Consider the following 23,002-nt stretch of genomic DNA (forward strand, 5'->3'; position numbering starts at 1 on the left):
TCGCGGTCGTGGCCGCGGGTGCGGATGCTCCGGTCCGGTCCTCGGGTGCGGGTGCCACGGTCCGGTCCTCGGGTGCGGATGCCCCGGTCCGGTGCGCGGGAGCCGGCCGGGTTCGACGCCTTCGTCTCCTACAGTCACCGGCCCGACCAGGCGCTCGCCGAGGCGCTGCGCCGGGGACTGCATCAGCTCGCCCGGCCCTGGTACCGGCTGCGGGCGCTGCGGGTGTTCCAGGACGTGGCCAGCATGTCGGCCAACCCCGCGCTGTGGCCGGCGATCGAGCAGGCCCTCGCCCGGTCCCGGCATCTCGTGCTGCTCGCCTCGCCCGAGGCGGCCGCCTCGAAGTGGGTGCGGAAGGAGATCGAGTACTGGCGGGCCGACAAGCCGGTCGACACACTGCTGTTGGCGGTGACGCGGGGTGACTGCTTCTGGGACGAGGAGGCCGGTGACTTCGACTGGGCGCGCTCGGACGCGGTGCCCCGGGCCCTGGAGGGGGCCTTCACCCACGAGCCGTTCGTCGTCGATCTGCGTGGGCTGGAGGGGCCCGAGCAACTGTCGTTGCGAGACGCCGGGTTCGCCGTCGCCGTGGCGCAACTGGCCGCCCGTTTCCGGGACGTCGACGTCGACACCGTCTTCGGTGAGGACCGCGCCCAGCAGCGCAAGCGGGTGCGGGTCATCTGGGCGACCGTCGTCGTGCTGGCGCTGCTCGCCGTGACCGCGAGTGTCGCCGCCGTCGTCGCCAACCGCAACGCGAACACCGCCGAGGAGCGGCTCAAGGACGTCTCCTCACGGCAACTCGCCGCCCAGGCGCTGGAGTTGAAGTCGGGCTCGATGGACACCGCGCTGCTGCTCGCGGCGCAGGCGTGGCGCACGTCGCCGACGCCCGCCGCGCGCAACGGCCTGCTGTCGGTCGTACAGGAGGCGGAGCAGGGGCTCGACTGGTACCCGCGGCTGCCCACCGGGGTGGCGGCGCCCTTCTCCCTCGACACGCTGGCCCTGAGTCACGACGGGCGGTGGATGTTCGCCGCGCGGTGTCCGTGCGGCGACCTCTCCGCCGGGAGCGTCGCCGAGACGCGCGAGGGGCGGCTCTTCGTGTGGAGCACCGAGCACAAGGAGCGGCCCGCGCGGGTTCTCGATCCGCATGACGACACGGGCTATCTGGAGACCTTGCTGCCCGGCGCCGACGGACGGTTCGTCCTGTCCCTGTCCGGCTCCGGGCAGATCCGGCTGTGGGACACGCGAACCCGTGCCATCCGCGATCTCGCCCCCGCCCATGAGTCAGCCTGGGTCACCTCCGTGGCCGACGGCCGTTACTTCGCGGCCGTTCCCGAGCCGGGCCGGATCGTCTTCCTCGACGCGCTCACCGGCCGGCGGACCGCCGAGGTCCGCGGTGATCTGCTCCGGGTGTCGGGGTACGCCCTGCGGGGTCAGGTGCTCGCGGGCACGGACGCGCGGGGCCGGCTGGTCATGTGGGACGTGCGCACGGGACGGGCCGTCGGCGCGGGGCCCTCGCTGGGCGCGGGGCCCTCGCTGGGCGCGGGGCCCTCGCTGGGCGCAGGGCCCGAGGAGATCCCGGCCGTGGCCGTCAGCGGCGACGGTCGGCGTCTCGCCGTGGTCGTGGGTGCGGACCGGGCGCGGGCCGTGGTGCTCGACGCCCGCGACGCCTCGGTGGTGGCCACCGTACGGCCGAAGGGCGGCGGGGCCCTGGCCCAGGTGGCGCTGCGCCCCGACGGCGAGGAGGTCGCGCTCGTCGACGAGCAGGGCCGTCTCACGACGACGGCGGTTCCGGGCGGCGCCGGTCACCTCGGTCTCCGTGTCGCTCTCGCCGCCGGTGCCGAGGTGATCCGGCTCGTCTACAGCCCGTCCGGGCGGCTGCTGTCGGTGACCACGAGCGACGGCTCCGATCAGGGCACGCTGAAGTACGTGGTCGCCTCCTCGGACGGAACCGCGCGGGCGGTGCTCCGGACGAGGTGGGGGCAGTTCGCGGCGGGCGAGAAGGTGATCCTCGGCTGGCGCGACAACCGGGTGGAGGTCGGGGATCTCACCACGGGGCTGCCGTTGCGCGTCGAGCCGAACGCCGTCAGCGCTGTCGTCCCCTCGCCCGACTCCCGCCTGGTGGCGATCGCGGAGTTCGACCGGGTGCGCCTGTGGGATCTCACCGACACGGCGAAACCCCCGATCGACCTGCCGGGCGTGCCCGAGAGCGTCCACGGCCTGGCGTTCACCGGCGACGGCGCCCGTCTGGTCGGCGTGGGCGCGACCGGACGCGCGGTGGTGTGGGACGTCGGGCGGGCGCTCCGGCACCATCTGCGGGCCGAGCTGCCGATCGACCCGAACCGCATGACGGCGTACGACGTCTCGGGGGACGGCCGCAACGTCGTCACCGTCACGCTCGCGGACGGCGTCCAGGTGCGCGACCTCACGACCGGCCGGGTACGGCGTACGGTCCGGGTGCCTTTCGTGACCCGGCAGCCGTACGGCGTCACGGTGTCGGCGGACGGCGGCCACGCCCTGCTCCGAGGCGCGGACGGCGACGGTGAGTCGACCGCCCTGATCCGTATGAGCGACGGCCGCAGGCTCCGCGACCTTCCCGGTTCCGTCGGCTTCAGCGGTGACGGGACCCGTGTGATCTCCCTGGTCGCCCGCCCTGACGGCACTCGCACGGCCACTGCCTACGACACCGCCCGCGCCGCCGGACCCGCCAGGTCCGCGTTCGCCGTGCGGGGGTTCTCCCACGGCGACACCGTCAGCTTCACGCTGGACAGGACCGGGGAGCGGCTCGCCGTCACCGACGCCGTGGGCCGTACCGTCGTCCACGAGGTCGACACGGGCCGCCGCGTGATGCTGTGCGAGAAGCAGATGGGCCCGTCCGCCGGGGGCAGCCGCGGTATCGCCTTCGCGCCCCGGGGTACGACCGTCGCCGTGTCCTCGCAGGACGCGGCCACCCGGCTGCTCGCCCCCGGGGACGACGGCGGCTGCCGGGTTCTCGCGACCGTCCCCGGCAGCGGGCACACCGTGCTGTTCAGTCCCGACGGGTCGCTGCTGTTCACCGAGGGCGACATGCGGCTGCGGGACGCCCGGACCCTGGAGGTCGTGGGCGAGCCGCTCTTCGACGACGCGAGCCCCCTGACGGCCGACGTGTTCTTCAGCGGCACCGGGCAGCTCATGAAGGTCTCCTACGACGGCACGCTGCGGGGTCTGGAGCTGCGGCCGGCCGAACTCACCCGCCGGGCCTGCGCGTTGGCCGGACGGGACCTGACGCGCGAGGAGTGGACCCGGTTCGGGGTGCTCGGCGCCTACCGGGCGGGGTGCGGCACGGGCGGCTGACGCCCGCGGGTCTTCTACGCCGCCGCCTCCACCGGGGTCGCCCCGCCGCCCCGGGAGGCGAACTGGGTCCGGTGCAGTTCGGCGTACCGGCCGTCCAGCGCGAGGAGTTCCTCGTGCGTGCCCCGCTCCACGATCCCGCCCTCCTCGACCACCAGGATCAGGTCGGCCGCCCGCACCGTGGACAGGCGGTGGGCGATCACGATCGCCGTCCTGCCCTCCAGTGCCTCGGTGAGGGCCTCCTGGACGGCGGCCTCCGAGGTGTTGTCGAGGTGGGCGGTGGCCTCGTCGAGGATCACGACACGCTGGCGGGCCAGGAGCAGCCGGGCGATGGTCATGCGCTGGCGCTCACCGCCGGAGAGCCGGTAGCCGCGCTCCCCGACCACGGTGTCGAGGCCGTCGGGCAGGGACCGTACGAGATCGACCAGACGGGCCCGGCGCAGGGCGTCCCACAGCTCGGTCTCGGTCGCCTCGGGGCGGGCCAGCAGCAGGTTCGCGCGGACCGTGTCGTGGAAGAGGTGGCCGTCCTGGGTGACCATGCCGAGGGTGGCCCGCAGGGAACCGGCGGTCAGGTCGCGGACGTCGACCCCGGCGATGCGTACGGCGCCCTCGTCGACGTCGTAGAGCCGCGGCAGCAGTTGCGCGATCGTGGACTTGCCCGCGCCGGAGGAGCCGACCAGCGCGATCGTCCGGCCGGGTTCGGCGCGGAAGGAGACGCCGTGCAGGACCTCGGCGCCGCCGCGGGTGTCGAGGGAGGCGACCTCCTCCAGGGAGGCCAGGGAGACCTTGTCGGCGGAGGGGTAGCCGAAGCGGACGTCCGAGAACTCGACGGAGACCGGTCCTTCGGGGACCTCGCGGGCGTCCGGCTTCTCCTCGATCAGGGGCTTGAGGTCGAGCACCTCGAAGACGCGCTCGAAGCTGACCAGTGCGCTCATCACCTCGACACGGGCGCCGGCGAGCGAGGTGAGCGGGGCGTACATGCGGGTCAGGAGGAGGGCCAGGGAAACCACGGCACCGGGTTCCAGGGTGCCGCGCAGGGCGAACCAGCCGCCGAGGCCGTAGACGAGGGCGAGGGCCAGGGCGGAGACCAGGGTCAGGGCGGTGATGAAGACCGACTGGGCGGTGGCGGTCCGTACGCCGATGTCGGCGACGCGGCGCGCCCGGGCCGCGAACTCCTCGGACTCCTGCTCGGGGCGGCCGAAGAGCTTGACGAGGGTGGCGCCGGGCGCGGAGAAGCGTTCGGTCATCCGGGTGCCCATGGCCGCGTTCAGGGTGGCCGCCTCCCGCTGCATCCGGGCCATCCGGCTGCCCATGCGGCGGGCCGGGACCACGAACACCGGGAGCAGGGCGAGCGCGAGCAGGGTGATCTGCCAGGACAGGGTGAGCATCACGACCAGGGTCAGCAGCAGCGTGACCAGGTTGCTGACCACGCCGGACAGGGTGTTGCTGAAGGCGCGCTGGGCGCCGATGACGTCGTTGTTGAGACGGGAGACGAGCGCTCCCGTACGAGTGCGTGTGAAGAACGCGACCGGCATGCGCTGCACATGATCGAACACAGCCGTGCGCAGATCGAGGATGAGGCCCTCCCCGAGCGTGGCCGACAGCCGGCGGGCGAGGATGCCGAGCGCCGCCTCCGCGACCGCGATGAGGGCGATGAGCAGGGCCAGGCGTACGACCTTGCCCTCGTCGTCACCCGACACGATCGCGTCCACGACGCTGCCGGCCAGGACGGGGGTGGCGACGGCGAGCAGGGCGGTCGCCACCCCGAGCACGACGAAGCGCGCGATGCGGGTGCGGTGCGGGCGGGCGAACGCGCCGATGCGGCGCAGCGTGGCGCGGGCGAAGGGACGGCGCTCCTGCTCGGCGTGCATGACGCTCTGCAGCTGGCTCCAGGCTGTGGTCTCCATGCTCATGGAAGAGAACGTAGAACCTCAAGCAACCTTGAGGTCAACAGAGGGGTCGACTCGATGACGGTATGTAAGACCGTGGCCCCGCTTCCGCAACCCGCCGTTGGCGCGGCGGGGAGAACCTCTCCCGATGTGACAGCGGTAGAACTCCCCCAGGGACGCCCTTCCCAGCGCCTCCCCGTCCGCCGTATCCGCCAGATCCTGTGTCTGGTCCCGCTCCTGCTGGTCACCGTGGTCGCAGTGCGGCACCGGTCCGTGCTGGTCGAAGGCTTCGGTCATCTGCGGCACGCCGAGTGGCCGTGGCTGCTGGCCGCGGCCGGCGCGACCTGTCTGACGTGGGTGGCGGCCTCCTTCACCCGGCAGGGCGCGGTGGTCGAACGGCTGCCCCGACGACGGCTGCTGGCCACGCAGTTCGCGGCGGGCGCGGCCAACCACCTGCTGCCGACCGGTCTCGGCGCGGGCGCGGTGAACCTGCGGTTCATGACCGTGTGCGGGGTCTCGCTCGCCCGCTCCTCGGCCGCGCTCGCTCTGTATCTGCTGGCGGAGTCGATCGGCCGGCTCGCCCTGCTGGCCGCGCTGTTCGTGGCCTTCCCCGACGCGCTGCGGCTGGGCGCGCTGCTGCCCGACGCGGCGGTCGGCCCGCTGCTGCTCGGCCTCGGGGCGGTGCTGGCGGTGGCCGTGGGGGTGCTCGTGTTGGTCCGCCGGGTGCGTACGGCCCTGTGCTCCTTCCTGCGGACCGCGCTGGGCGAGGCCCGCTCGGTGCACACGCGTCCCTCCCGGGCGCTCGCCCTGTGGGGCGGCTCGCTCGCCTTCCCGGCGCTCCAGGCGGCCGGCCTCGCCGCGGTGGGACAGGCGCTGGGCCTCCCGGTGCCGCCCGTGCACATGGCCCTCGCCTATCTCGCGGCGACCTGCGCGGTGGCCCTGGTGCCGACGCCCGGCGGGGTCGGCTCGGTGGAGGCGGCCCTGGTCGTCGCCCTGGTGGCGGCCGGCGGCCCGGTGGCGGTGGCCACGGCGGTGGTCCTCGCCTACCGGATCATCACGGTCTGGGTGCCGCTGGTACCGGGGGCGCTGACGCTGGGCGCGCTGGTGCGGCTGAAGGTGATCTGACCCCGCCGGACCGAACCGCCGATTCCAAGGGCCGCCGCCCCCAGCCGCCCACTCCGAGAGCCCGCCGCCTCGAACCGCCCACTCCGAGACCCCGCCACCCCGAGCCGCCCACTCCAAGGCCCCGCCACCCCGAGCCGCCCACTCCGAGACCCCGCCACCCCGAGCCGCCCATTCCAACGGCCCGCCACCCCGAGCCGCCCACTCCAAGGCCCCGCCACCCCGAGCCGCCCACTCCAAGACCCGCGCCCGCGGACTCCGCTCACCAGGCCACCGGCTCCCGGTCCCGGAAGAATCCCCCGCTCGGTCCGTCGTCCGGCAGGGTCGCGGCCCATACGACGCCGGCGGCGCCCTCCGCCACCGGGCGGCCGCCCGCTCCGCCCATGTCGGTGGCGACCCAGCCCGGGCAGACGGCGTTGACCAGGACGCGGTGGGGGCGCAGTTCACCGGCGAGGAGCCGGGTGAGGGCGTTGAGCGCGGCCTTGGAGACGCTGTAGGCGGGGGTGCCGCCGTCCATCGACTCCAGGGAACCGGCCCCGCTGCTCACGTTGACCACCCGGGGACTCGGGCTGCGCACCAGGAGCGGCAGCAGTGCCTGGGTGACCCGCCAGGCCCCGAACAGGTTGGTGTCCAGGGCCTGTCGGACCTCGTCGAGGTCGGCGGTGCGGGCCTGCGCCCAGGTGTCGTAGAGGATCGCGGCGTTGTTGACGACGACGTCCGTGCGGCCGAACTCCCGGGTGACCAGGGCGGCCAGGGCGTCGACGCTCGCCGCGTCGGACACGTCGAGCCGTACGGCCGTCACTCGCGTCCCGCCGGGGTCCACCTGTGCGGCGGCGGCGCGCCCCTTGTCGAGGTCGCGGGAGCCGAGGAGCACGCGGTGGCCGCGGTCCGCGAGCTGCCGTACGACTTCGAGGCCGATGCCGCGGTTGGCGCCGGTCACCACCGCGAGGGGCGCAGCGCCGGTGTGGTCTGCTGTCATCGGCAAGTAACCTACGCCGTCCGACCCACGGAAGGGGGCTGTCCACCATGCCGGTCCGGATCGAGCGCCAGGGGTACGTCACCACGGTCGTCCTCTCCCGTCCGGAGGCCCGCAACGCGGTCGACGGCCCGACCGCGGCCGAACTCGTCGCGGCCTTCCGGGAGTTCGAGGCCGACGAGGAAGCGCGGGTGGCGGTGCTGTGGGGCGAGGGCGGCACGTTCTGCGCGGGCGCCGACCTCAAGGCGCTGGGCACCGAGCGCGCCAACCGGGTCGAGGAGGAGGGCGACGGGCCGATGGGCCCGACCCGGCTGCGGCTGTCCAAGCCGGTGGTCGCGGCGGTCGCGGGGCACGCGGTGGCGGGCGGTCTGGAGCTGGCGCTCTGGTGCGATCTGCGGGTGGCGGAGGAGGACGCGGTCTTCGGGGTGTTCTGCCGCCGCTGGGGCGTGCCGCTGATCGACGGCGGCACGGTACGGCTGCCCCGGCTGATCGGCACGAGCCGCGCCCTGGACCTGATCCTGACCGGACGGCCGGTACCGGCCCGGGAGGCTCAGGAGATGGGCCTCGCCAACCGCGTCGTCCCCACCGGCACCGCGCGCACGGAAGCCGAGCGCCTGGCCGCGGAGATCGCGCGGTTCCCGCAGGCGTGTCTGCGCGGCGACCGGGCGTCCGTCCTGGACCAGGAGGGGCTGGCCGAGTCGGCGGCGATGCGGGGCGAACTCCGCTACGGCATGGGCGTGTTGGCGGAGAGCCTGGAGGGTGCCGCCCGGTTCGCCTCCGGGGCGGGTCGGCACGGGTCGTTCACCGATCTGTGAGCCGTACCCGCACGGGGCCGGCCTCGGGGTCGACCCGGTGGGTCCAGCGGGCGGTCAGGGTGAGGGTCCGGTTCGGGGTCGCCTCCGTCAGGAGACGTGCGCGGTGCAGGGTGCGGTCGCCCTGGGTGACATGGAGGATCGGGCGGGTCAGCGGGACCGTGGTACGCAGGACGTACGGCAGCCGGTCGGCCGGTGCGACACGGTTCGGGGCGATCCAGCGCAGCGGCGGGTCGACCGACAGGCCTACGCTGTAAAGCCGTTGGGGCCGTTGGGTGCCCGCGAGCGCATCCAGGACCGCACCGGCCGCGTGCGCGCCCTCCCGTGCCGCGGTCGCCGCGCTCTCCACGGGGTGCAGCACGCTGCCGACGGCGAACACACCGGGCCGCGAGGTGCGCAGCGAGCCGTCGACCACCGGACCACGGGTCCCGGTGTCGAGGGTGAGACCACCGCGCCGGGCCAGTTCGTGGTCGGGGACGAAGTCGCCGGTGAACACGACGGTGTCACAGGGCAGTACGGCCGTTCTGCCGTCCCGGTGACGGACGCGCACGCCCGACAGCCGTCCGTGGCCCAGGAGTTCGGTGACCGTGGTGTCGGTGAGGAGCGGAATGCCGTACCGGAGACGGGCGTCGGCCGCGCGGGCGGGTGCGGTCTGCGGGCCGGGCAGGTCGGTGAGCATGGCGACGACCTCGGCTCCGGCGGCCCGTACGGTGGCGGCGGCCCGGTACGAGATGTCCTCGGCGCCGACCACCACCGCGCGTTCACCGATGCGCTGCCCGAACAGGTGCACGGCCTGCTGGAGTTCGCCCGTGGTGTAGACGCCGCTCGGGCGGGTGCCGGGCACCAGCCGTGCGGGGCGCGGCCGTTCACGGGCGCCGGTGGCCAGGACGACCGCCCGGGCCTCCGTCGTCTCCGGACCGCTCGGGCCGACGGTGTGCAGCGCCAGCGGGCCCGCCCAGTCCAGCGCGGTCACTCCGGTGCGTACGGCGGCCCCGGCGCGCTCGGCCGCGGTGACGAGGAGCCGGGCGTAGGCGGGTCCGGTCAGCGGGTGCGACCAGGTGCCGTAGCCGCCGTGGGCGCAGTGCCGGGGCACTCCCCCGGCCTGCCGCTCCCGGTCCAGGACCTCCACCCGGGCCACTCCGGCGGCGGCGAGGCGGGCCGCGGTGGCGAGTCCCGCGGGGCCCGCGCCGACGACCAGGACGTCGACCTGCCGTACGGCGCTCATACCCGGCCCTCCCGGGACGGCTCCCGTGCCTGGGACTCCTCGAACAGCTCGCGTACCGCCGCCCCGCAGTAGAACCCCTGGCACCGGCCCGCCAGGGCCCGGGTCCGGCGGCGCAGTCCGTCGAGGCCGGCCGGAGGGATCGTGGCGGTGAGGGCGTCGCGGATCTCGCCCCGGGTCACCCGCTCGCAGTGGCAGACGAGGGTGCCGTACTCGGGGTCGGCGGCGATGAGTTCGGGCCGCTGGTAGGGGCGCGGGAAGGCCTCGCCGAGGTTGGGCATGCGGAGCGGTTCCAGTTCCTCGACGGGCCCGAGGTCGAGACCGGCGTCGGCGAGCAGCCCGATCACGTGCGCGGCGATGGCGAGCGAGGCGGTCAGTCCGGTCGAGCGGATGCCGCCGACGGTGACGTACGACTGCCCGGGGTGCGCGGCGATGCGGTAGTCCTCGTGCTCGGTGGCGGCGCGCAGGCCCGCGTAGACAGCGGTGACCTCCTCGTCGAGCAGGCCGGGGAGGATACGGCGGCCCTTCTCCCGGAGCGCGTCCAGGCCGTCGGCGGTGGAGCGGGTGGCCCGCTTGTCGTCCAGGTCCTCGGCGGTGGGGCCGAGCAGGACGTTGCCGTACACCGTGGGGGCGACCAGGACGCCCTTGCCGAGTGCGGTGGGGACGGGCAGGAGGATGTGCCGTACGAGGTCGCGGGCGAACTTGTCGAAGACGAGGAGCTGTCCCCGGCGCGGGGTGACGGTGAAGTCGTCATGGCCGAGGGCGCGGTCGAGGGTGTCGGCGTGCAGCCCGGCGGCGTTGACGAGCCAGCGGGTGCGGAGGGTGCCACGGTCGGTCTCCAGGCGGTGCGTTCCGTCCTGGTGACTTGCCTGTCGTACACGGGAGTTGAGGTGGAGGTCGACTCCGTTGCGGACGGCCTGGGTGCCGTACGCCAGGGTCGTCGTCCAAGGGCAGATGATGCTCTCACCGGGGACGTGCAGGGCGCCGAGTGCGCCGGGGCCGAGGTGGGGTTCTCGGTCGTAGAGCTCGGTCGGGCCCAGAAGGCGGGTGTCGAGGCAGTCGTTGCGCTCGGCCTTCTCCACGAGGCGGGGCAGGGTGGCGAGTTGCTCCTCGTCCCAGGCGACGAGGAGGGCGCCGACTGGTTCCACGGGGATGCCGGTCGCCGCCGCGTACTCGGCGAGCAGGTGTGCGCCTTCCCTTACGAGGCGGGCCTCCAGAAAGCCGGGGGTGGCGTCGAAACCGGTGTGCAGGATGGCTGTGTTGGCCTTCGAGCTGCCCTGGCCCACGTCGTCCTGTGCTTCGACGAGGGCGATGCGGAGGTTTGGGTGGTGGGCGAGGGCCCGGGCTATGGCGGTGCCGACCACTCCGGCGCCGACGATCGCAATGTCGTACAGGGATGCAGGGAGCGGTCCCCGGCGGGTGACGGTTTGCGGCTGCGGCTGCGTCGTGGCTGGTCGCGCAGTTCCCCGCGCCCCTTCGGGTCGCTTCATCCGGCCGTTCCGTCCAGCAGTGCCGTGACCGCTCGCCGAAACTCCCCCAACCGCTGTCCCGCCTCCTGTGCCGAAATCCTCGGCTCGTACACCGCCGCCGGTTTCCAGTCCGGCAGGGCGTCGGCCGGCTCCAGGCCGGGATCCGCGCCGAGGCGGGCCAGCGCGCCCACGCCCAGTGCCGTCGCGTCCGGCAGGGCCGATACCTCGACCGGGCGTTGCAGCAGGTCGGCCTGGGTCTGCATGAGGAGCGTGGAGCGGGTGAGGCCGCCGTCGACGCGCAGGGCGTCCAAAGGGGTGCCGAGATCCTGCGCCGCCGCTTCGGCGAGTTCCACGACCTGGGCCGCCAGCCCCTCGCACAGCGCGCGCACCAGATGTCCGGGGCCCGTGTCGAGGCCGAGGCCCGTGAGCGAGCCGCGCAGTTCGCCCCGCCACCAGGGGGCGGCGAGCCCGGCCAGGGCCGGGACGAAGGTCACCCCACCGCTGTCGGACACCGAACCGCCCACCGTGTCCAGGTCGGCCGCGCCCCCGATGACACCCAGGTCCGTCAGCCAGCGGACCGCCGACGCGGCCGTGTACACCTGGCCGTCGAGGCAGTAGCTCGTCCTGCCGCCGAGCCGCCAGGCCACACAGCTCACCAGGCCCGAATCACCGCGCCGGGGTGCGGAACCGGTGTGGGCGAGCAGGAACGCCCCCGTGCCGTAGGTGCACTTGGCGCCGCCCGGTGCGGTGATGCGCTGGGCGAGCAGGGCAGCCTGCTGGTCGACGGCCAAGCCGGTGAGGGGGATCTCCTGGCCGAACACCCTTGTCACGCCGACCTGTTGGGCGTTGTCGACGACCTCCGGGAGGTGTTCGTCCGTGAGGCCGTACAGCTCCGGAGCACGTCCCGACCACTCCGCGCGGTCGAGGTCGAGGAGCTGGGTCCGTCCGGCCGTGGCCGCGTCCGTGACGAACGCCCCGGTGAGCCGGTGGACGAGCCAGGCGTCGCTGGTGGTGACAACTCCCTCGCGGGTGAGGTGCCGTCGGATCCAGGCCATTTTCGGCGCGGCGAAGTACGGGTCGAGCGGAAGGCCGGTCAGGGCGCGCAACTCGTCGGCGTGCTCGGCGAGTTCGGTGCACACACTCTCGGCTCTGCGGTCCTGCCAGACGAGCGCGTCGGTGAGCGGACGGCCCGTTTCCGGGTCCCAGGCGAGCACGGTCTCGCCCTGGTTGGCCAGTCCCAGCGCGACCACGGGCTCCCCCGCCTCGGCCAGGGCGCGCGCACCGGCCTCGACCACCGAGTCGTACAGCCGCGCGGGGTCGGCCTCGACCCTTCCGCCGGGCAGCGCGCGGGGGCGCACCTCGGCGAAGCCGGTGCCGAGGACACCGCGTTCGGGACAGATCACCAGGGCCTTGGTGCCGGACGTGCCCTGGTCGACGGCGAGCACCGGACCGGTCATCACTCCCCTCCCCGAACACCCGTCCCCGAGTGATCACAACCCGACACCCTGCCGTCGCCGTCCGCACCGCGTCAAGCGGGCCCCACCAGCGACGACTTGGCTTCGTTGACTGGCTGATCACCAGTCAACTCCCTTTGCGACAAAAGAAGTTCTTAATGATCGGGAAGGTGATGTGGAGTCGATTCCCCGCCCCTATAGTGACCGCCGACCAACGCGATCTCCTCAACCGCCGCCCAGAGGAGGGCTGTTGTTACTCCACCCTGCCGTCCTGCCCGGAACCGAGTCCGGGGCGGGCAGGTGATGGCCAGAGAAGGAGCACGCCCCGTCTACGACCCCGCGGGTCACGACCCGGAGCTGCGCGCGGCCCTCCAGGAGGTGCGGGCCGGGCGCTGGATGTCGATGCGCACCCTGCTGGAGCGCACCACCGCGTGGTCGCAGTGGACCCAGCGCACCCAGGTGCTGGCCGCGGCGGCCGCGGGCACCGACGTGGTGCGGACCTGGCTCACCGAGGAGCCCGGCAGCGTGCCGGGCGCGGTGATGCGGGCCAGGGTCGCCGTGGAACGCGCGCTGCGGGCCCGGCGCGAGCGGCACCGCCGTACGCACGAACTGTGGATCGAGGCCTGGGACGTGAGCCGGACCGCCTCCCGGGTCGCCGCCCACGACCCGGTGCCCTGGGTGTGTCTGCTGGCCCTGGCCCAGCTGGACCACCGGCTGCTGTGGGAGGAGCACCGGGCCGAGCCGCCCGGGCCGATGCTGCCGCCGGGCCCGTGGGGGCTGCTGGCGGAGGCCGACAAGCGGGACCCGTACAACCGCGAGGCCCACCACCGCATGCTCCAGTTCCTGTACGCGCGGTCGGCCTCGGGGCGGCTCGCGGAGGCGGTCGGCTACGCGCACTGGGCCGCCGAGTCGGCCCCGCCGGGTTCCGCGCTGCACGTCCTGCCGCTGTACGTGCGGGTCGAGCGGTACCGGCGAGACGGCGGGCACAGCGCCGCGCTCGACCTGCACTGGGTGGCCGAGGACGCCGTACGGGAGGCGGGCCGGGCGTACGACGCCTGGTTCGCGTACGCGCACGCCCAGGAGCGCACCCCACTCGACCTGAACCATCTCGCGCACGCCCTGTGGGGTGCGCTGCGGTTCGAGGAGGCGACCCGGGTCTTCGACGCGCTCGGCCCGTACTACACGCCACTGCCCTGGGCGTACCGCGCCGACGCGGGCGGCGAACAGGGCCAGGGCGCGCAGATCTTCCTCCAGGCGCGGACGCGCAGCAGGTCCGCGGCGCACGGCCCCGAAGTCTGACCCCCGCACGTCTCCCGCCACTTCACCGGAGGTCCACTCATGTCATCGGAACCGTCACTGTCTCCGGGCGTACCGCAGCCCGACGAGGAACAGCGTCTGCGGGAGCTGGGCTACCGGCCCGTGCTGGCCCGGCGCATGGGCGGCTTCGGCAACTTCGCGATCAGCTTCTCGGTGATCTCGATCCTGTCGGGCTGCATGACCCTGTACGGCTTCGGCATGGGCGCGGGCGGACCCGCCGTGATGCTGTGGGGCTGGGCGGGCGTCGGGCTGTTCGTGCTGTGCGTGGGACTCGCGCTGGCGGAGGTCACCAGCGCGTATCCGACGTCCGGCGCCCTGTACTACATGGCGGACCGGCTCGGCGGGCGCCGCTGGGGCTGGTACACGGGCTGGCTGAACCTGCTCGGGCTGCTCGGCGCCATCGCCGGCATCGACTACGGCGCCGCCCTGTTCGCGGGCGCGTTCGCCAACCTCCAGTGGGGCTTCGAGCCGACACCGGAGAAGACCATGCTGATCTTCATGGCGATCCTGCTGCTGCACGCCGTGCTGAACCTGTTCGGCGTGCGGCTGGTCTCCGTGCTCAACTCGGTCAGCGTGTGGTGGCACCTGGCCGGTGTCGCGGTCATCGTGGGCGCCCTGTGGATCGTCCCGGACAGCCACCAGTCGCCGTCGTTCGTGTTCACGGAGTTCGTCAACGACACCGGCTGGCACAACCCGGTCTACGTGGCCGCGATAGGTCTGCTGCTCGCGCAGTACACGTTCTGCGGCTACGACGCCTCGGCCCATCTCTCCGAGGAGACCTCCAACGCCTCGGTGTCGGCGGCGAAGGGCATCGTGCGCTCCATCTGGGTGTCGTGGATCGCCGGTTTCGTGCTGCTCACGGGGCTGACCTTCGCGATCCAGGACTACGACGCCACCCGGGCCAGCGCGACCGGGGTGCCGCCGGCCCAGATCCTCATCGACGGGCTCGGCACGGACGGTGCGAGCGCCCTGCTGATCGTGGTGATCGTGGCCCAGCTGTTCTGCGGCAACGCCGAGGTGGCCGCGGCCAGCCGGATGGTGTTCGCGTTCAGCCGGGACAAGGCGCTGCCGGGTTCGGCGCTCTGGCGGAAGGTCAGCGCCCGCACCCAGACGCCGGTCGCCGCCGTGTGGCTGTCGGTCGTGGTCGCCTGTTTGCTGGCGCTGCCCTCGCTGTACTCGGCGACCGCCTACGGCGCGGTGACCGCGATCAACGTCATCGGGATCACGCCCGCGTACGCCATTCCCGTGCTGCTGCGGCTGCGCGCGGGGAGCCGTTTTCAGCCGGGTCCGTGGCATCTGGGCCGGTGGAGCAAGCCCGTCGGATGGGTCGCCGTGGTGTGGGTGGCGGGTGTGACGGTGCTGTTCTGTCTGCCGCAGTCGTCGCCGGTGACGGTGGACACGATGAACTACGCCTCCGTCGCCCTGGCGGCCGTTCTGCTCCTCGCCACGGTGTGGTGGTTCGTGGCCCGGCGTTCGTACGGAACGCCCACGACCGCCGCCTACTCCGACCGGGAACAGGCCGAACTCGCCGAGGGCATCGTCTGAAACCAGGCGATCCGGCACCTCGCCGGGTACGAACTCCCGTGCCGGATACGGCAGGATGAGCGGTCGCGTCGGCCACGGAACCTTCACACGGCCGGCGCGATCGCACATCCCGCACTTCTCGAACAGGTGGCAACGTGACGGCATTCAAACGGGATCTCACCATGGACGACCTGGTCGTCGCCGGCATCGCCGTGGTGGCGGGGCTCGTGGCGGCTTTCCTGCTGCGCATGCTGCTGAAGTGGCTGGGCAAGCACGCGGACCGCACCAAGTGGGGCGGTGACGACGTGATCGTGGCCGCGCTGCGGACCGTGGTGCCCTCGGCGACGATCGCGGGCGGCCTCGCCATCGCGGCGGCGGCCCTCCCCCTGACCAAGGGGGTCCAGCGGACCGTTAACCAGGTCCTCACCGTGCTGCTGATCTTCGTCGTCACGGTGGCGGCGGCCCGGCTGGTCGCGGGGCTGGTGCGGACGGTCACCACGTCCCGCTCCGGCGTCGCGGGGTCGGCCACGATCTTCGTGAACATCACCAGGGTGCTGGTCCTGGCGATCGGCTTCCTGGTCGTCCTCCAGACCCTCGGCATCTCCATAGCGCCCCTGCTCACCGCTCTCGGCGTCGGCGGTCTCGCGGTCGCGCTCGCCCTTCAGGACACGCTCGCCAACCTCTTCGCGGGCATCCACATCCTCGCCTCCAAGACGGTCCAGCCCGGCGACTACATCAAGCTGGCCAGCGGTGAGGAGGGTTACGTCGAGGACATCAACTGGCGCCAGACCACGGTCCGCGCGCTCTCCAACAACCTGATCGTCGTCCCCAACGGCGAGCTCGCCAAGACGAACATGACCAACTTCATGCGTCCCGAGCAGCAGTTGACGATCCTGGTGCAGGTCGGGGTGGCCTACGACAGCGACCTGGACCACGTCGAGCGGGTCACCTGCGAGGTCGTCACCGAGGTCATGACGGAGATCGAGGGCGCGCTCCCCGAGCACGAACCCCTGGTCCGCTTCCACACCTTCGGCGACTCCCGCATCGGCTTCACCGTCATCCTGGGCGTCGGGGAGTTCAGCGACCAGTTCCGCATCAAGCACGAGTTCATCAAGCAACTGCACAGGCGCTACCGGGCGGAGGGCATCCGTATTCCGGCGCCTACGCGGACGGTGGCGATCCAGCAGGGGTCGGTGTCCATTCCGCAGCAGCGCGGCGCGGAGACGGTGGTGGTCGAGCCGGGCGAGGTGTCGTCCGCCCGGCTCGACTGAAGCCTTTCGGCTACGGCTCTTTCGATTGCGGCCCGTTTTGGTTACGGCCCGTTCGGCTGAGTCCTTACAGGGTCGCCGAGTTGTCGTGCGGCGCGCTCGGCCGGGCCTGCGGTGTGCGCAGGGTCGAGGTCACCGGGGTGACCGTCCAGTCGGGGTGGCCGGGCATCCTCGGGGTCTTCGTACCGTAGAGCCAGTCGCGCAGGAAGCCGGACTGGTCGGTGCCGGAGATCTCCGAGGCGACGGCGATGTAGTCGTCGGTCGTCGCCGAGGAGTCGCGGTGGCGCTCCAGGAAGGTCCGCTCGATGGCGGTGAAGACCGTCTCGCCGACCTGCTGACGCAGCGCGTACAGCACGAGGACGCCGCCCAGATAGCGCTGGCTGTCGAAGAGGTTGGCCGCGTTCGGGGCGGCGACCGGGCCCGAGGTCCTGCGCCACTGGTCGCCGCGCACGTACGTGTCCTTCATGCGGGCTTCCATGGTGGTGAGGCCGAGGGAGTCGGCCCAGCCGCGCTCGTAGCGGTAGAGCAGCCCGTAGAAGTCGGCGTGGCCCTCGTTGAGCCAGAGGTCGGCCCAGTTGCCGGGGCTGACGCTGTTGCCGAACCAGGAGTGGACCAGCTCGTGCATCATGTGCGAGCCGATGTTCTTCTCCGCCTGCAGCAGGAAGTTCGGCTTGTACAGGGTGAGGGTCTGGGTCTCCAGGCCGGTGAAGTCGAAGGCGTTCGAGGCGTCGTTGTTGCAGGGCAGCAGGCCGTACGTCTCGAAGGGGAACGCGCCGAGCCGCTGCTCGATCCAGCTCACCAGGTTCGGGGTGAGGGCGAGCGCGGGCTCCAGCGCGGTGGCGCGGGCGGTCGGGACGACGTCCCTCAGCGGGAGGCCATGTGGCCCCTGCCGGTCCTTGATCACGTAGTCGCCGACCGTGATCTGGACGATCTCCGTGGCGATGGGCTCCCGGGACCGGTAGCAGTACGCGGTCCGGCTGTCGCCGAGGTCCTCGGTGCTCACCAGGTGGCCGCTGGCGACGCCCTTGAGACCGGCCGGGACGGTGATACGGAAGCTGAAGTCCGCCTTGTCCGAGGGGTGGTCGTTGCACGGGAAGACGGTGTGCGCGGAGTTCGGCTGGGGGCAGATCGCGAAGCCGTCCGGGGTGGGCACCCAGGCGGTGTGCGAGAGGGCGCCGCGCGGGTCGGCCGAGTAGGCCACGACGACCTCGGCCCTCTCCTGCGCGGGCAGCGAGCCGGCGGGCGTGATCCGCAGCTTCTCGTCGGCCTGCTCGAAGGCCGCCGTGTCTCCCGCCACGGTGACGCTGCGTATGGTCAGGCCCAGCGCGTCCAGGGAGAAGCGGCTCAGCTCCTGGGTGGTGGTGATCCTCAGGGTCGCCGTGGCGTCGACCAGCCGGGTCGTGGGGTCGTAGGCGAGGTCGAGGTGGTACGCGGAGACGCGGTAGCCGTCATTGCCGAGGCTCGGGTAGACGGAGTCCCCCAGGGTCTCCGATCCAGGGGTGCCGGCCTGAGGGCCAGGGGTGCCGGTCGCCGCGTCCGCGTGTGCCGGGGAGGCCAGGGACAGGGCCGCCACCGTGCCGAGCAGAGCTGCCGGGGCCGTCACTCTGGTGCGATATCTCATGGTCCGCTTTCTCTGGGGCGGCCGGCTGGTCGGGTCCGGCCGTCGGATGAGTCCGGTCAACGTGCATGACCGTCGGGTCAACCTGCATGACCACAAGATCGGACGCCTGAGTTGTCCCGGAGGATGCACGAGTTCTCGGACAGCGTGCCCGGACCCCTGTCGAGCCCGGGTCGATCACGAGATATCTTGATGTCGAGCAATGTTGCAGACGCGGAAGACGTGGAGCGGAGCACCCGGTGACTGACTCGACCATCATCTATACGCACACTGACGAGGCCCCGGCCCTGGCGACGTATTCCTTCCTGCCGGTGGTCCAGGCGTACGCCTCGCAGGCGGGTGTCGCCGTGACCACGCGGGACATCTCGCTGGCCGGACGCATCATCGCCGTGTTCCCGGAGTACCTCACCGAGGACCAGCGGATCCCGGACGCCCTGCACGAGCTGGGCGAGCTGGCGAAGACGCCCGAGGCCAACATCATCAAGCTGCCGAACATCTCGGCGTCGATCCCGCAGCTCAAGGCCGCCGTTGCCGAGCTGCAGGCCCAGGGCTACGCGCTGCCGGACTACCCGGACGACCCGAAGACCGACGAGGAGCGGGACGTCCAGGCACGCTACGACAAGGTCAAGGGCTCCGCCGTGAACCCGGTCCTGCGTGAGGGCAACTCCGACCGCCGCGCCCCCGCCTCGGTCAAGAACTACGCCAAGACCCACCCGCACCGCATGGGCGCCTGGACCCCCGAGTCCAAGACCAACGTGGCGACCATGGGCGTGGACGACTTCCGCTCCACCGAGAAGTCCGTCGTGATCTCCGAGGCCGGTGCGCTGCGGATCGAGCTGGTCGGCGACGACGGCTCCACCACCGTGCTGCGCGAGTCGGTACCGGTCCTCGCCGGCGAGGTCGTCGACGCCTCGGTGCTGCACGTGGCCCCGCTGCGGGAGTTCCTCACCGCGCAGATCGCCCGCGCCAAGGCCGAGGGCGTGCTGTTCTCCGTGCACCTCAAGGCCACGATGATGAAGGTCTCGGACCCGATCATCTTCGGTCACGTGGTGCGCGCGTTCTTCCCGAAGACCTTCGCGCAGTACGGCCAGACGCTCGCCGCGGCCGGCCTGACCCCGAACGACGGTCTGGGCGGCATCTACAAGGGCCTGGAGTCGCTGCCCGAGGGCGCCGAGATCAAGGCGTCCTTCGACGCCGAGCTCGCCGAGGGCCCGGCCCTCGCGATGGTCGACTCCGACAAGGGCATCACCAACCTGCACGTGCCGTCCGACGTGATCGTCGACGCCTCGATGCCTGCCATGATCCGCACCTCCGGCCACATGTGGGGCCCGGACGGCGCCGAGGCCGACACCCTCGCGGTGCTCCCGGACTCCTCGTACGCCGGTGTCTACCAGGTCGCGATCGACGACTGCCGGGCCAACGGCGCCTACGACCCCTCCACCATGGGCTCGGTCCCGAACGTCGGCCTCATGGCGCAGAAGGCCGAGGAGTACGGCTCCCACGACAAGACCTTCGAGATCGCCACCACGGGCACGGTCCGCCTGGTCGACCAGAACGGCGTCGCGGTCATCGAGCAGACCGTCTCGGCCGGTGACATCTTCCGTGCCTGCCAGACCAAGGACGCGCCGATCAAGGACTGGGTGAAGCTGGCCGTCACCCGCGCCCGCGCCACCGGCGACCCGGCGGTGTTCTGGCTGGACGAGACCCGCGCGCACGACGCCAACCTGATCGCCAAGGTCAACGCGTACCTGCCGGAGCACGACACCGAGGGCCTGGACATCCGCATCCTCGCCCCGGTCGAGGCCACCAAGCTCTCGGTGGAGCGCATCCGCCGCGGTGAGAACACGATCTCGGTGACCGGCAACGTCCTGCGTGACTACCTGACCGACCTCTTCCCGATCCTGGAGCTGGGCACCAGCGCCAAGATGCTGTCGGTGGTCCCGCTGATGGCGGGCGGCGGTCTGTTCGAGACGGGCGCCGGCGGCAGCGCGCCGAAGCACGTCCAGCAGCTGGTCAAGGAGGACTACCTGCGCTGGGACTCCCTCGGTGAGTTCTTCGCCCTGGTGCCGTCCCTGGAGCAGTACGCGACGGCCACGAACAACCCCAAGGCCAAGGTCCTCGCCGACACCCTGGACCGCGCCACGGCGACCTTCCTCAACGAGGACAAGTCCCCGACCCGTCGCGTCGGCGGCATCGACAACCGCGGCAGCCACTTCTTCCTGTCCCTGTACTGGGCCCAGGAGCTGGCCGCGCAGACCGACGACGCGGACCTGGCGAAGGCCTTCGCGCCGCTCGCCGAGACCCTCGCCGCGAACGAGCAGAAGATCGTCGACGAGCTGAACGCCGTCCAGGGCAAGCCGGCCGACATCGGCGGCTACTACCAGCCCGACCCGGCCAAGGCCGCGAAGGTCATGCGCCCGTCGACCACGTGGAACGAGGCGCTCGCGTCCCTCTGAGCCGACGCAGGCCAGCTGTGTGATCCCGCCCCGGTCGGCATGTGCCCGGCCGGGGCGGGCCGCGTCTCACCGGTCCCGGGGCTCACCAGTCCCGCGTCTCGACGGTCCCGCGTCTCACCAGTCCCGGGTGGCGATCAGTTCCTCGATGTCGGCGTCCGCGAAGCCGTAGGCGTCGGCCACGAACCAGAAGTCCTCGGCTATCTCCTCACGGGCCACCGTCTCGATCTCGAAGCCGTCGTCCTGGAGGCCGTTGAACTCCTCGGCGGCCGCCTGGGTCAGGACGTACAGGGCGGCCAGGTCGGCGGGCCGGTCCGCCTCGATGCGCCCGCACAGCCGCAGCAGGATCTCCTTGCCCCGGTCCACATGCCGGTCGGGGTAGTAGTCGTCCCGGTAGAGCGCCTTGAGGAACGGGTGCGTGCTCACCCGCTCGTTGCTGATGGTCATGCTGAGATGGTGCACCACGCCACTGACAACGCCCCGGGAGCGGCCGTATGTCCTCGTTCGACCTGTTGCCCGGCGCCGCCGCGTCCCCGGTGATCCTCCATGTGCCGCACTCGGCGCGGGAGACACCGCCCGAGGTGCGGGCGGGGATCGTGCTGGACGACTCCGCGCTGGAGCGGGAGCTGGACCACATCGTCGACGCGCACACGGCGGAGCTGGCCGAGGAGGCGGCCGGGCTGTCCCCGGTGACGCCCTGGCGGTTCGTGAACCGCCTCTCGCGGCTGGTCGTCGACCCCGAGCGGTTCCCCGACGAGCGGGAGGAGATGCTCGCCGTGGGAATGGGGGCCGTGTACACGCGGACCACGCACGGGGAGGTGCTGCGGCCCGCCGGCACCGACCCCGGGCCGCTGGTCGAGCGGTACTTCCGGCCGTACGCGCGGGCCATGTCCGACGCCGTGGCCGACCGGCTGGCCGCCACCGGACGGGCCGTGATCGTCGACGTGCACTCCTATCCGTCCGCTCCCCTGCCCTACGAGCTGCACGGCGAGGGACCGCGGCCGCCCGTGTGCCTGGGCACCGACTCCTTCCACACCCCGCCCGAGCTGATCGCCGCCGCCCGGGAGGCGTTCGGGGACGTCGGCCTGGACAGCCCGTTCGCCGGGACGTACGTACCGCTGGAGTTCTACGGCCGGGACGCGCGGGTGAGCGCGCTGATGGTGGAGATCCGGCGGGACACGTACATGACCGAACCCGGCGGCCCCGCCGGGCCGGGGCTGCGCGGGCTGGCCCAGGCGCTCGCCGCTCTCGTGGCCGCCCTGGGGTGACCTCCGGCTGGAGCACTCCCGCGCGACACGCGTCCGGGCGGCGGTGAGGGTGGGTGGCATGACCGAGGAGACCACCACGCTGGCGGAGCAGGCCCCGCCCCCGGTACGGGACTGGCCCGCGCTCGACCTGGCCGGGACCGGGTTCGACCCGGTGCTCGCGGAGCTGATGCGCGAGGGACCGCTGACCCGGATCCGGCTGCCGCACGGTGAGGGCTGGGCGTGGCTGGCGACCCGCCACGCGGACGTGAAGGCGATCACCAACGACCCGCGGTTCAGCCGCGCGGAGGTGACGACCCGTCAGGTCACCCGGCTGGCACCGCACTTCAAACCCCGGCCCGGTTCGCTGGCCTTCGCCGACCAGCCCGACCACAACCGGCTGCGCAAGGCGGTCGCCGGGGCGTTCACGGTGAGTGCGATGAAGCGGCTGCGGCCCCGGGCGCAGGAGACGCTGGACGGGCTGTTCGCCGACCTGCTGCGGCACGGGCCGCCCGCGGACCTCGTCGAGCTGGTCCTCGAACCCTTCCCGATCGCCGTGGTGAGCGAGGTGATGGGGGTGCCCTCCGACATGTGCGAGCAGGTGCACTCCTGGACCCGGCAGATCATCTCCACCTCCGGCGGGGCCGAGGCCGCCGAGAAGGCCAAGAACGGGATGTACGGATGGATCACCGACACCGTCCGGGCCCGCGCCCACAGCACCGGCGACGACGTGTACTCCCTGCTCGGGACCGCCGTCCAGCGGGGCGAGATCAGTGAGACGGAGGCGGTGGGGCTGGCCGGGCCGCTCCAGATCGGCGGTGAGGCCGTCACCCACAACTGCGGCCAGACGCTGTACCTGTTGCTGACGCGGCCCGAGCTGATGGAGCGTATGCGCCACCAGCCCGAGGCGCGGGCCACCGCCCTCGACGAGCTGCTGCGCCACATCCCGCACCGCACCTCGGTCGGGCTCGCCCGGATCGCCCTGGAGGACGTCGAGCTGCACGGGCTGCGCATCCGCGCGGGCGACGCGGTGTACGTCTCCTACCTGGCCGCGAACCGGGACCCGGACGTCTTCCCCGACCCGGACCGCATCGACCCGGACCGGGACCCCAATCCGCATCTGTCCTTCGGCAACGGCCCGCACTACTGCACGGGCGCGGTGCTGGCCCGGCTCCAGACCGAGCTGATGGTCGACACCCTGCTGGACCGGCTGCCGGGGCTGCGGCTCGCGGTTCCGGCCGACGAGGTCGTCTGGCGCCGGAAGACGATGATCCGCGGGCCGCAGACCCTGCCCGTCGCCTGGTGAGCGCGGG

Annotated in this window: 16 protein-coding genes; 9 read left to right on the forward strand and 7 right to left on the reverse strand. The window is 72.5% G+C overall.

Features of this window, described 5'->3' with window-relative positions; translation table 11 throughout:
- The first annotated feature begins 78 nt into the window (after nucleotides 1–78).
- Nucleotides 79–3,324: a TIR domain-containing protein gene (locus G3I78_RS09055; protein ID WP_239157741.1), complete on the forward strand. Its 3,246-nt coding sequence runs from the start codon at nucleotides 79–81 to the stop codon at nucleotides 3,322–3,324.
- Between the two features lie 14 nt (nucleotides 3,325–3,338).
- On the opposite strand, the gene G3I78_RS09060 is transcribed toward G3I78_RS09055, so the two are convergent.
- Nucleotides 3,339–5,228: an ABC transporter ATP-binding protein gene (locus G3I78_RS09060; protein WP_164423052.1), complete on the reverse strand. Its 1,890-nt coding sequence runs from the start codon at nucleotides 5,226–5,228 to the stop codon at nucleotides 3,339–3,341.
- Nucleotides 5,229–5,360: 132 nt separating this feature from the next.
- On the opposite strand from G3I78_RS09060, the gene G3I78_RS09065 reads away from it, so the two are divergent.
- Nucleotides 5,361–6,335, forward strand: coding sequence for a lysylphosphatidylglycerol synthase transmembrane domain-containing protein (locus tag G3I78_RS09065; protein WP_343243691.1), 975 nt, complete (start codon nucleotides 5,361–5,363; stop codon nucleotides 6,333–6,335).
- Between the two features lie 259 nt (nucleotides 6,336–6,594).
- On the opposite strand, the gene G3I78_RS09070 is transcribed toward G3I78_RS09065, so the two are convergent.
- On the reverse strand, nucleotides 6,595–7,311 hold the full coding sequence (locus tag G3I78_RS09070) for an SDR family oxidoreductase (RefSeq protein ID WP_164422315.1): 717 nt from the start codon (nucleotides 7,309–7,311) through the stop codon (nucleotides 6,595–6,597).
- 47 nt (nucleotides 7,312–7,358) lie between these two features.
- Here G3I78_RS09070 and G3I78_RS09075 point away from each other — a divergent pair, with 47 nt between their 5' ends.
- Complete coding sequence (locus tag G3I78_RS09075) at nucleotides 7,359–8,123, forward strand: crotonase/enoyl-CoA hydratase family protein (RefSeq protein WP_164422316.1); 765 nt, start codon at nucleotides 7,359–7,361, stop codon at nucleotides 8,121–8,123.
- Here G3I78_RS09075 and G3I78_RS09080 read toward each other — a convergent pair.
- The 3 genes from G3I78_RS09080 to G3I78_RS09090 are packed head-to-tail and all read right to left on the reverse strand — an operon-like array spanning nucleotide 8,110 to nucleotide 12,268.
- Nucleotides 8,110–9,345 carry an NAD(P)/FAD-dependent oxidoreductase gene (locus G3I78_RS09080; RefSeq protein ID WP_164422317.1) on the reverse strand — a complete coding sequence of 412 codons (1,236 nt, stop codon included), beginning with the start codon at nucleotides 9,343–9,345 and terminating at the stop codon, nucleotides 8,110–8,112. The two genes, G3I78_RS09075 and G3I78_RS09080, sit on opposite strands and share 14 nt — an antisense overlap.
- Nucleotides 9,342–10,832, reverse strand: a complete 1,491-nt coding sequence (locus tag G3I78_RS09085; RefSeq protein ID WP_164422318.1) for an NAD(P)/FAD-dependent oxidoreductase — start codon at nucleotides 10,830–10,832, stop codon at nucleotides 9,342–9,344. Before G3I78_RS09085 ends, G3I78_RS09080 begins: the two co-directional genes overlap by 4 nt.
- Nucleotides 10,829–12,268, reverse strand: a complete 1,440-nt coding sequence (locus tag G3I78_RS09090) for an FGGY family carbohydrate kinase (protein ID WP_164422319.1) — start codon at nucleotides 12,266–12,268, stop codon at nucleotides 10,829–10,831. The genes G3I78_RS09085 and G3I78_RS09090 overlap by 4 nt, the downstream gene beginning before the upstream one ends.
- A gap of 300 nt (nucleotides 12,269–12,568) precedes the next feature.
- On the opposite strand from G3I78_RS09090, the gene G3I78_RS09095 reads away from it, so the two are divergent.
- The 3 genes from G3I78_RS09095 (at nucleotide 12,569) to G3I78_RS09105 (ending at nucleotide 16,377) form a co-directional block, all read left to right on the forward strand.
- On the forward strand, nucleotides 12,569–13,564 hold the full coding sequence (locus G3I78_RS09095) for a hypothetical protein (protein WP_164422320.1): 996 nt from the start codon (nucleotides 12,569–12,571) through the stop codon (nucleotides 13,562–13,564).
- A gap of 39 nt (nucleotides 13,565–13,603) precedes the next feature.
- Nucleotides 13,604–15,127 carry an amino acid permease gene (locus G3I78_RS09100; RefSeq protein ID WP_164422321.1) on the forward strand — a complete coding sequence of 508 codons (1,524 nt, stop codon included), beginning with the start codon at nucleotides 13,604–13,606 and terminating at the stop codon, nucleotides 15,125–15,127.
- A gap of 161 nt (nucleotides 15,128–15,288) precedes the next feature.
- Nucleotides 15,289–16,377: a mechanosensitive ion channel domain-containing protein gene (locus G3I78_RS09105; RefSeq protein WP_164423057.1), complete on the forward strand. Its 1,089-nt coding sequence runs from the start codon at nucleotides 15,289–15,291 to the stop codon at nucleotides 16,375–16,377.
- 64 nt (nucleotides 16,378–16,441) lie between these two features.
- On the opposite strand, the gene G3I78_RS09110 is transcribed toward G3I78_RS09105, so the two are convergent.
- Nucleotides 16,442–17,995 (reverse strand): M1 family metallopeptidase, encoded by a 1,554-nt coding sequence (locus G3I78_RS09110; RefSeq protein ID WP_164422322.1) that lies wholly within the window; start codon nucleotides 17,993–17,995, stop codon nucleotides 16,442–16,444.
- Between the two features lie 236 nt (nucleotides 17,996–18,231).
- Here G3I78_RS09110 and G3I78_RS09115 point away from each other — a divergent pair, with 236 nt between their 5' ends.
- Nucleotides 18,232–20,448, forward strand: coding sequence for an NADP-dependent isocitrate dehydrogenase (locus tag G3I78_RS09115; RefSeq protein WP_164422323.1), 2,217 nt, complete (start codon nucleotides 18,232–18,234; stop codon nucleotides 20,446–20,448).
- Between the two features lie 114 nt (nucleotides 20,449–20,562).
- Here the strand turns inward: G3I78_RS09115 and G3I78_RS09120 are convergent, their stop codons facing one another.
- A complete protein-coding gene (locus G3I78_RS09120) occupies nucleotides 20,563–20,892 on the reverse strand; it encodes a DUF5713 family protein (protein ID WP_164422324.1) in 330 nt (109 codons plus the stop codon).
- Between the two features lie 47 nt (nucleotides 20,893–20,939).
- On the opposite strand from G3I78_RS09120, the gene G3I78_RS09125 reads away from it, so the two are divergent.
- Both G3I78_RS09125 and G3I78_RS09130 read left to right on the forward strand, forming a co-directional pair.
- Nucleotides 20,940–21,713, forward strand: coding sequence for an N-formylglutamate amidohydrolase (locus tag G3I78_RS09125; RefSeq protein WP_164422325.1), 774 nt, complete (start codon nucleotides 20,940–20,942; stop codon nucleotides 21,711–21,713).
- A 58-nt stretch (nucleotides 21,714–21,771) separates the two neighbouring features.
- Nucleotides 21,772–22,995 carry a cytochrome P450 gene (locus G3I78_RS09130; RefSeq protein WP_164422326.1) on the forward strand — a complete coding sequence of 408 codons (1,224 nt, stop codon included), beginning with the start codon at nucleotides 21,772–21,774 and terminating at the stop codon, nucleotides 22,993–22,995.
- Nucleotides 22,996–23,002 lie beyond the last annotated feature (7 nt).

Origin of the sequence: Streptomyces sp. SID13726 (genome assembly GCF_010548375.1) — a bacterium.
Classification (GTDB): domain Bacteria; phylum Actinomycetota; class Actinomycetes; order Streptomycetales; family Streptomycetaceae; genus Streptomyces.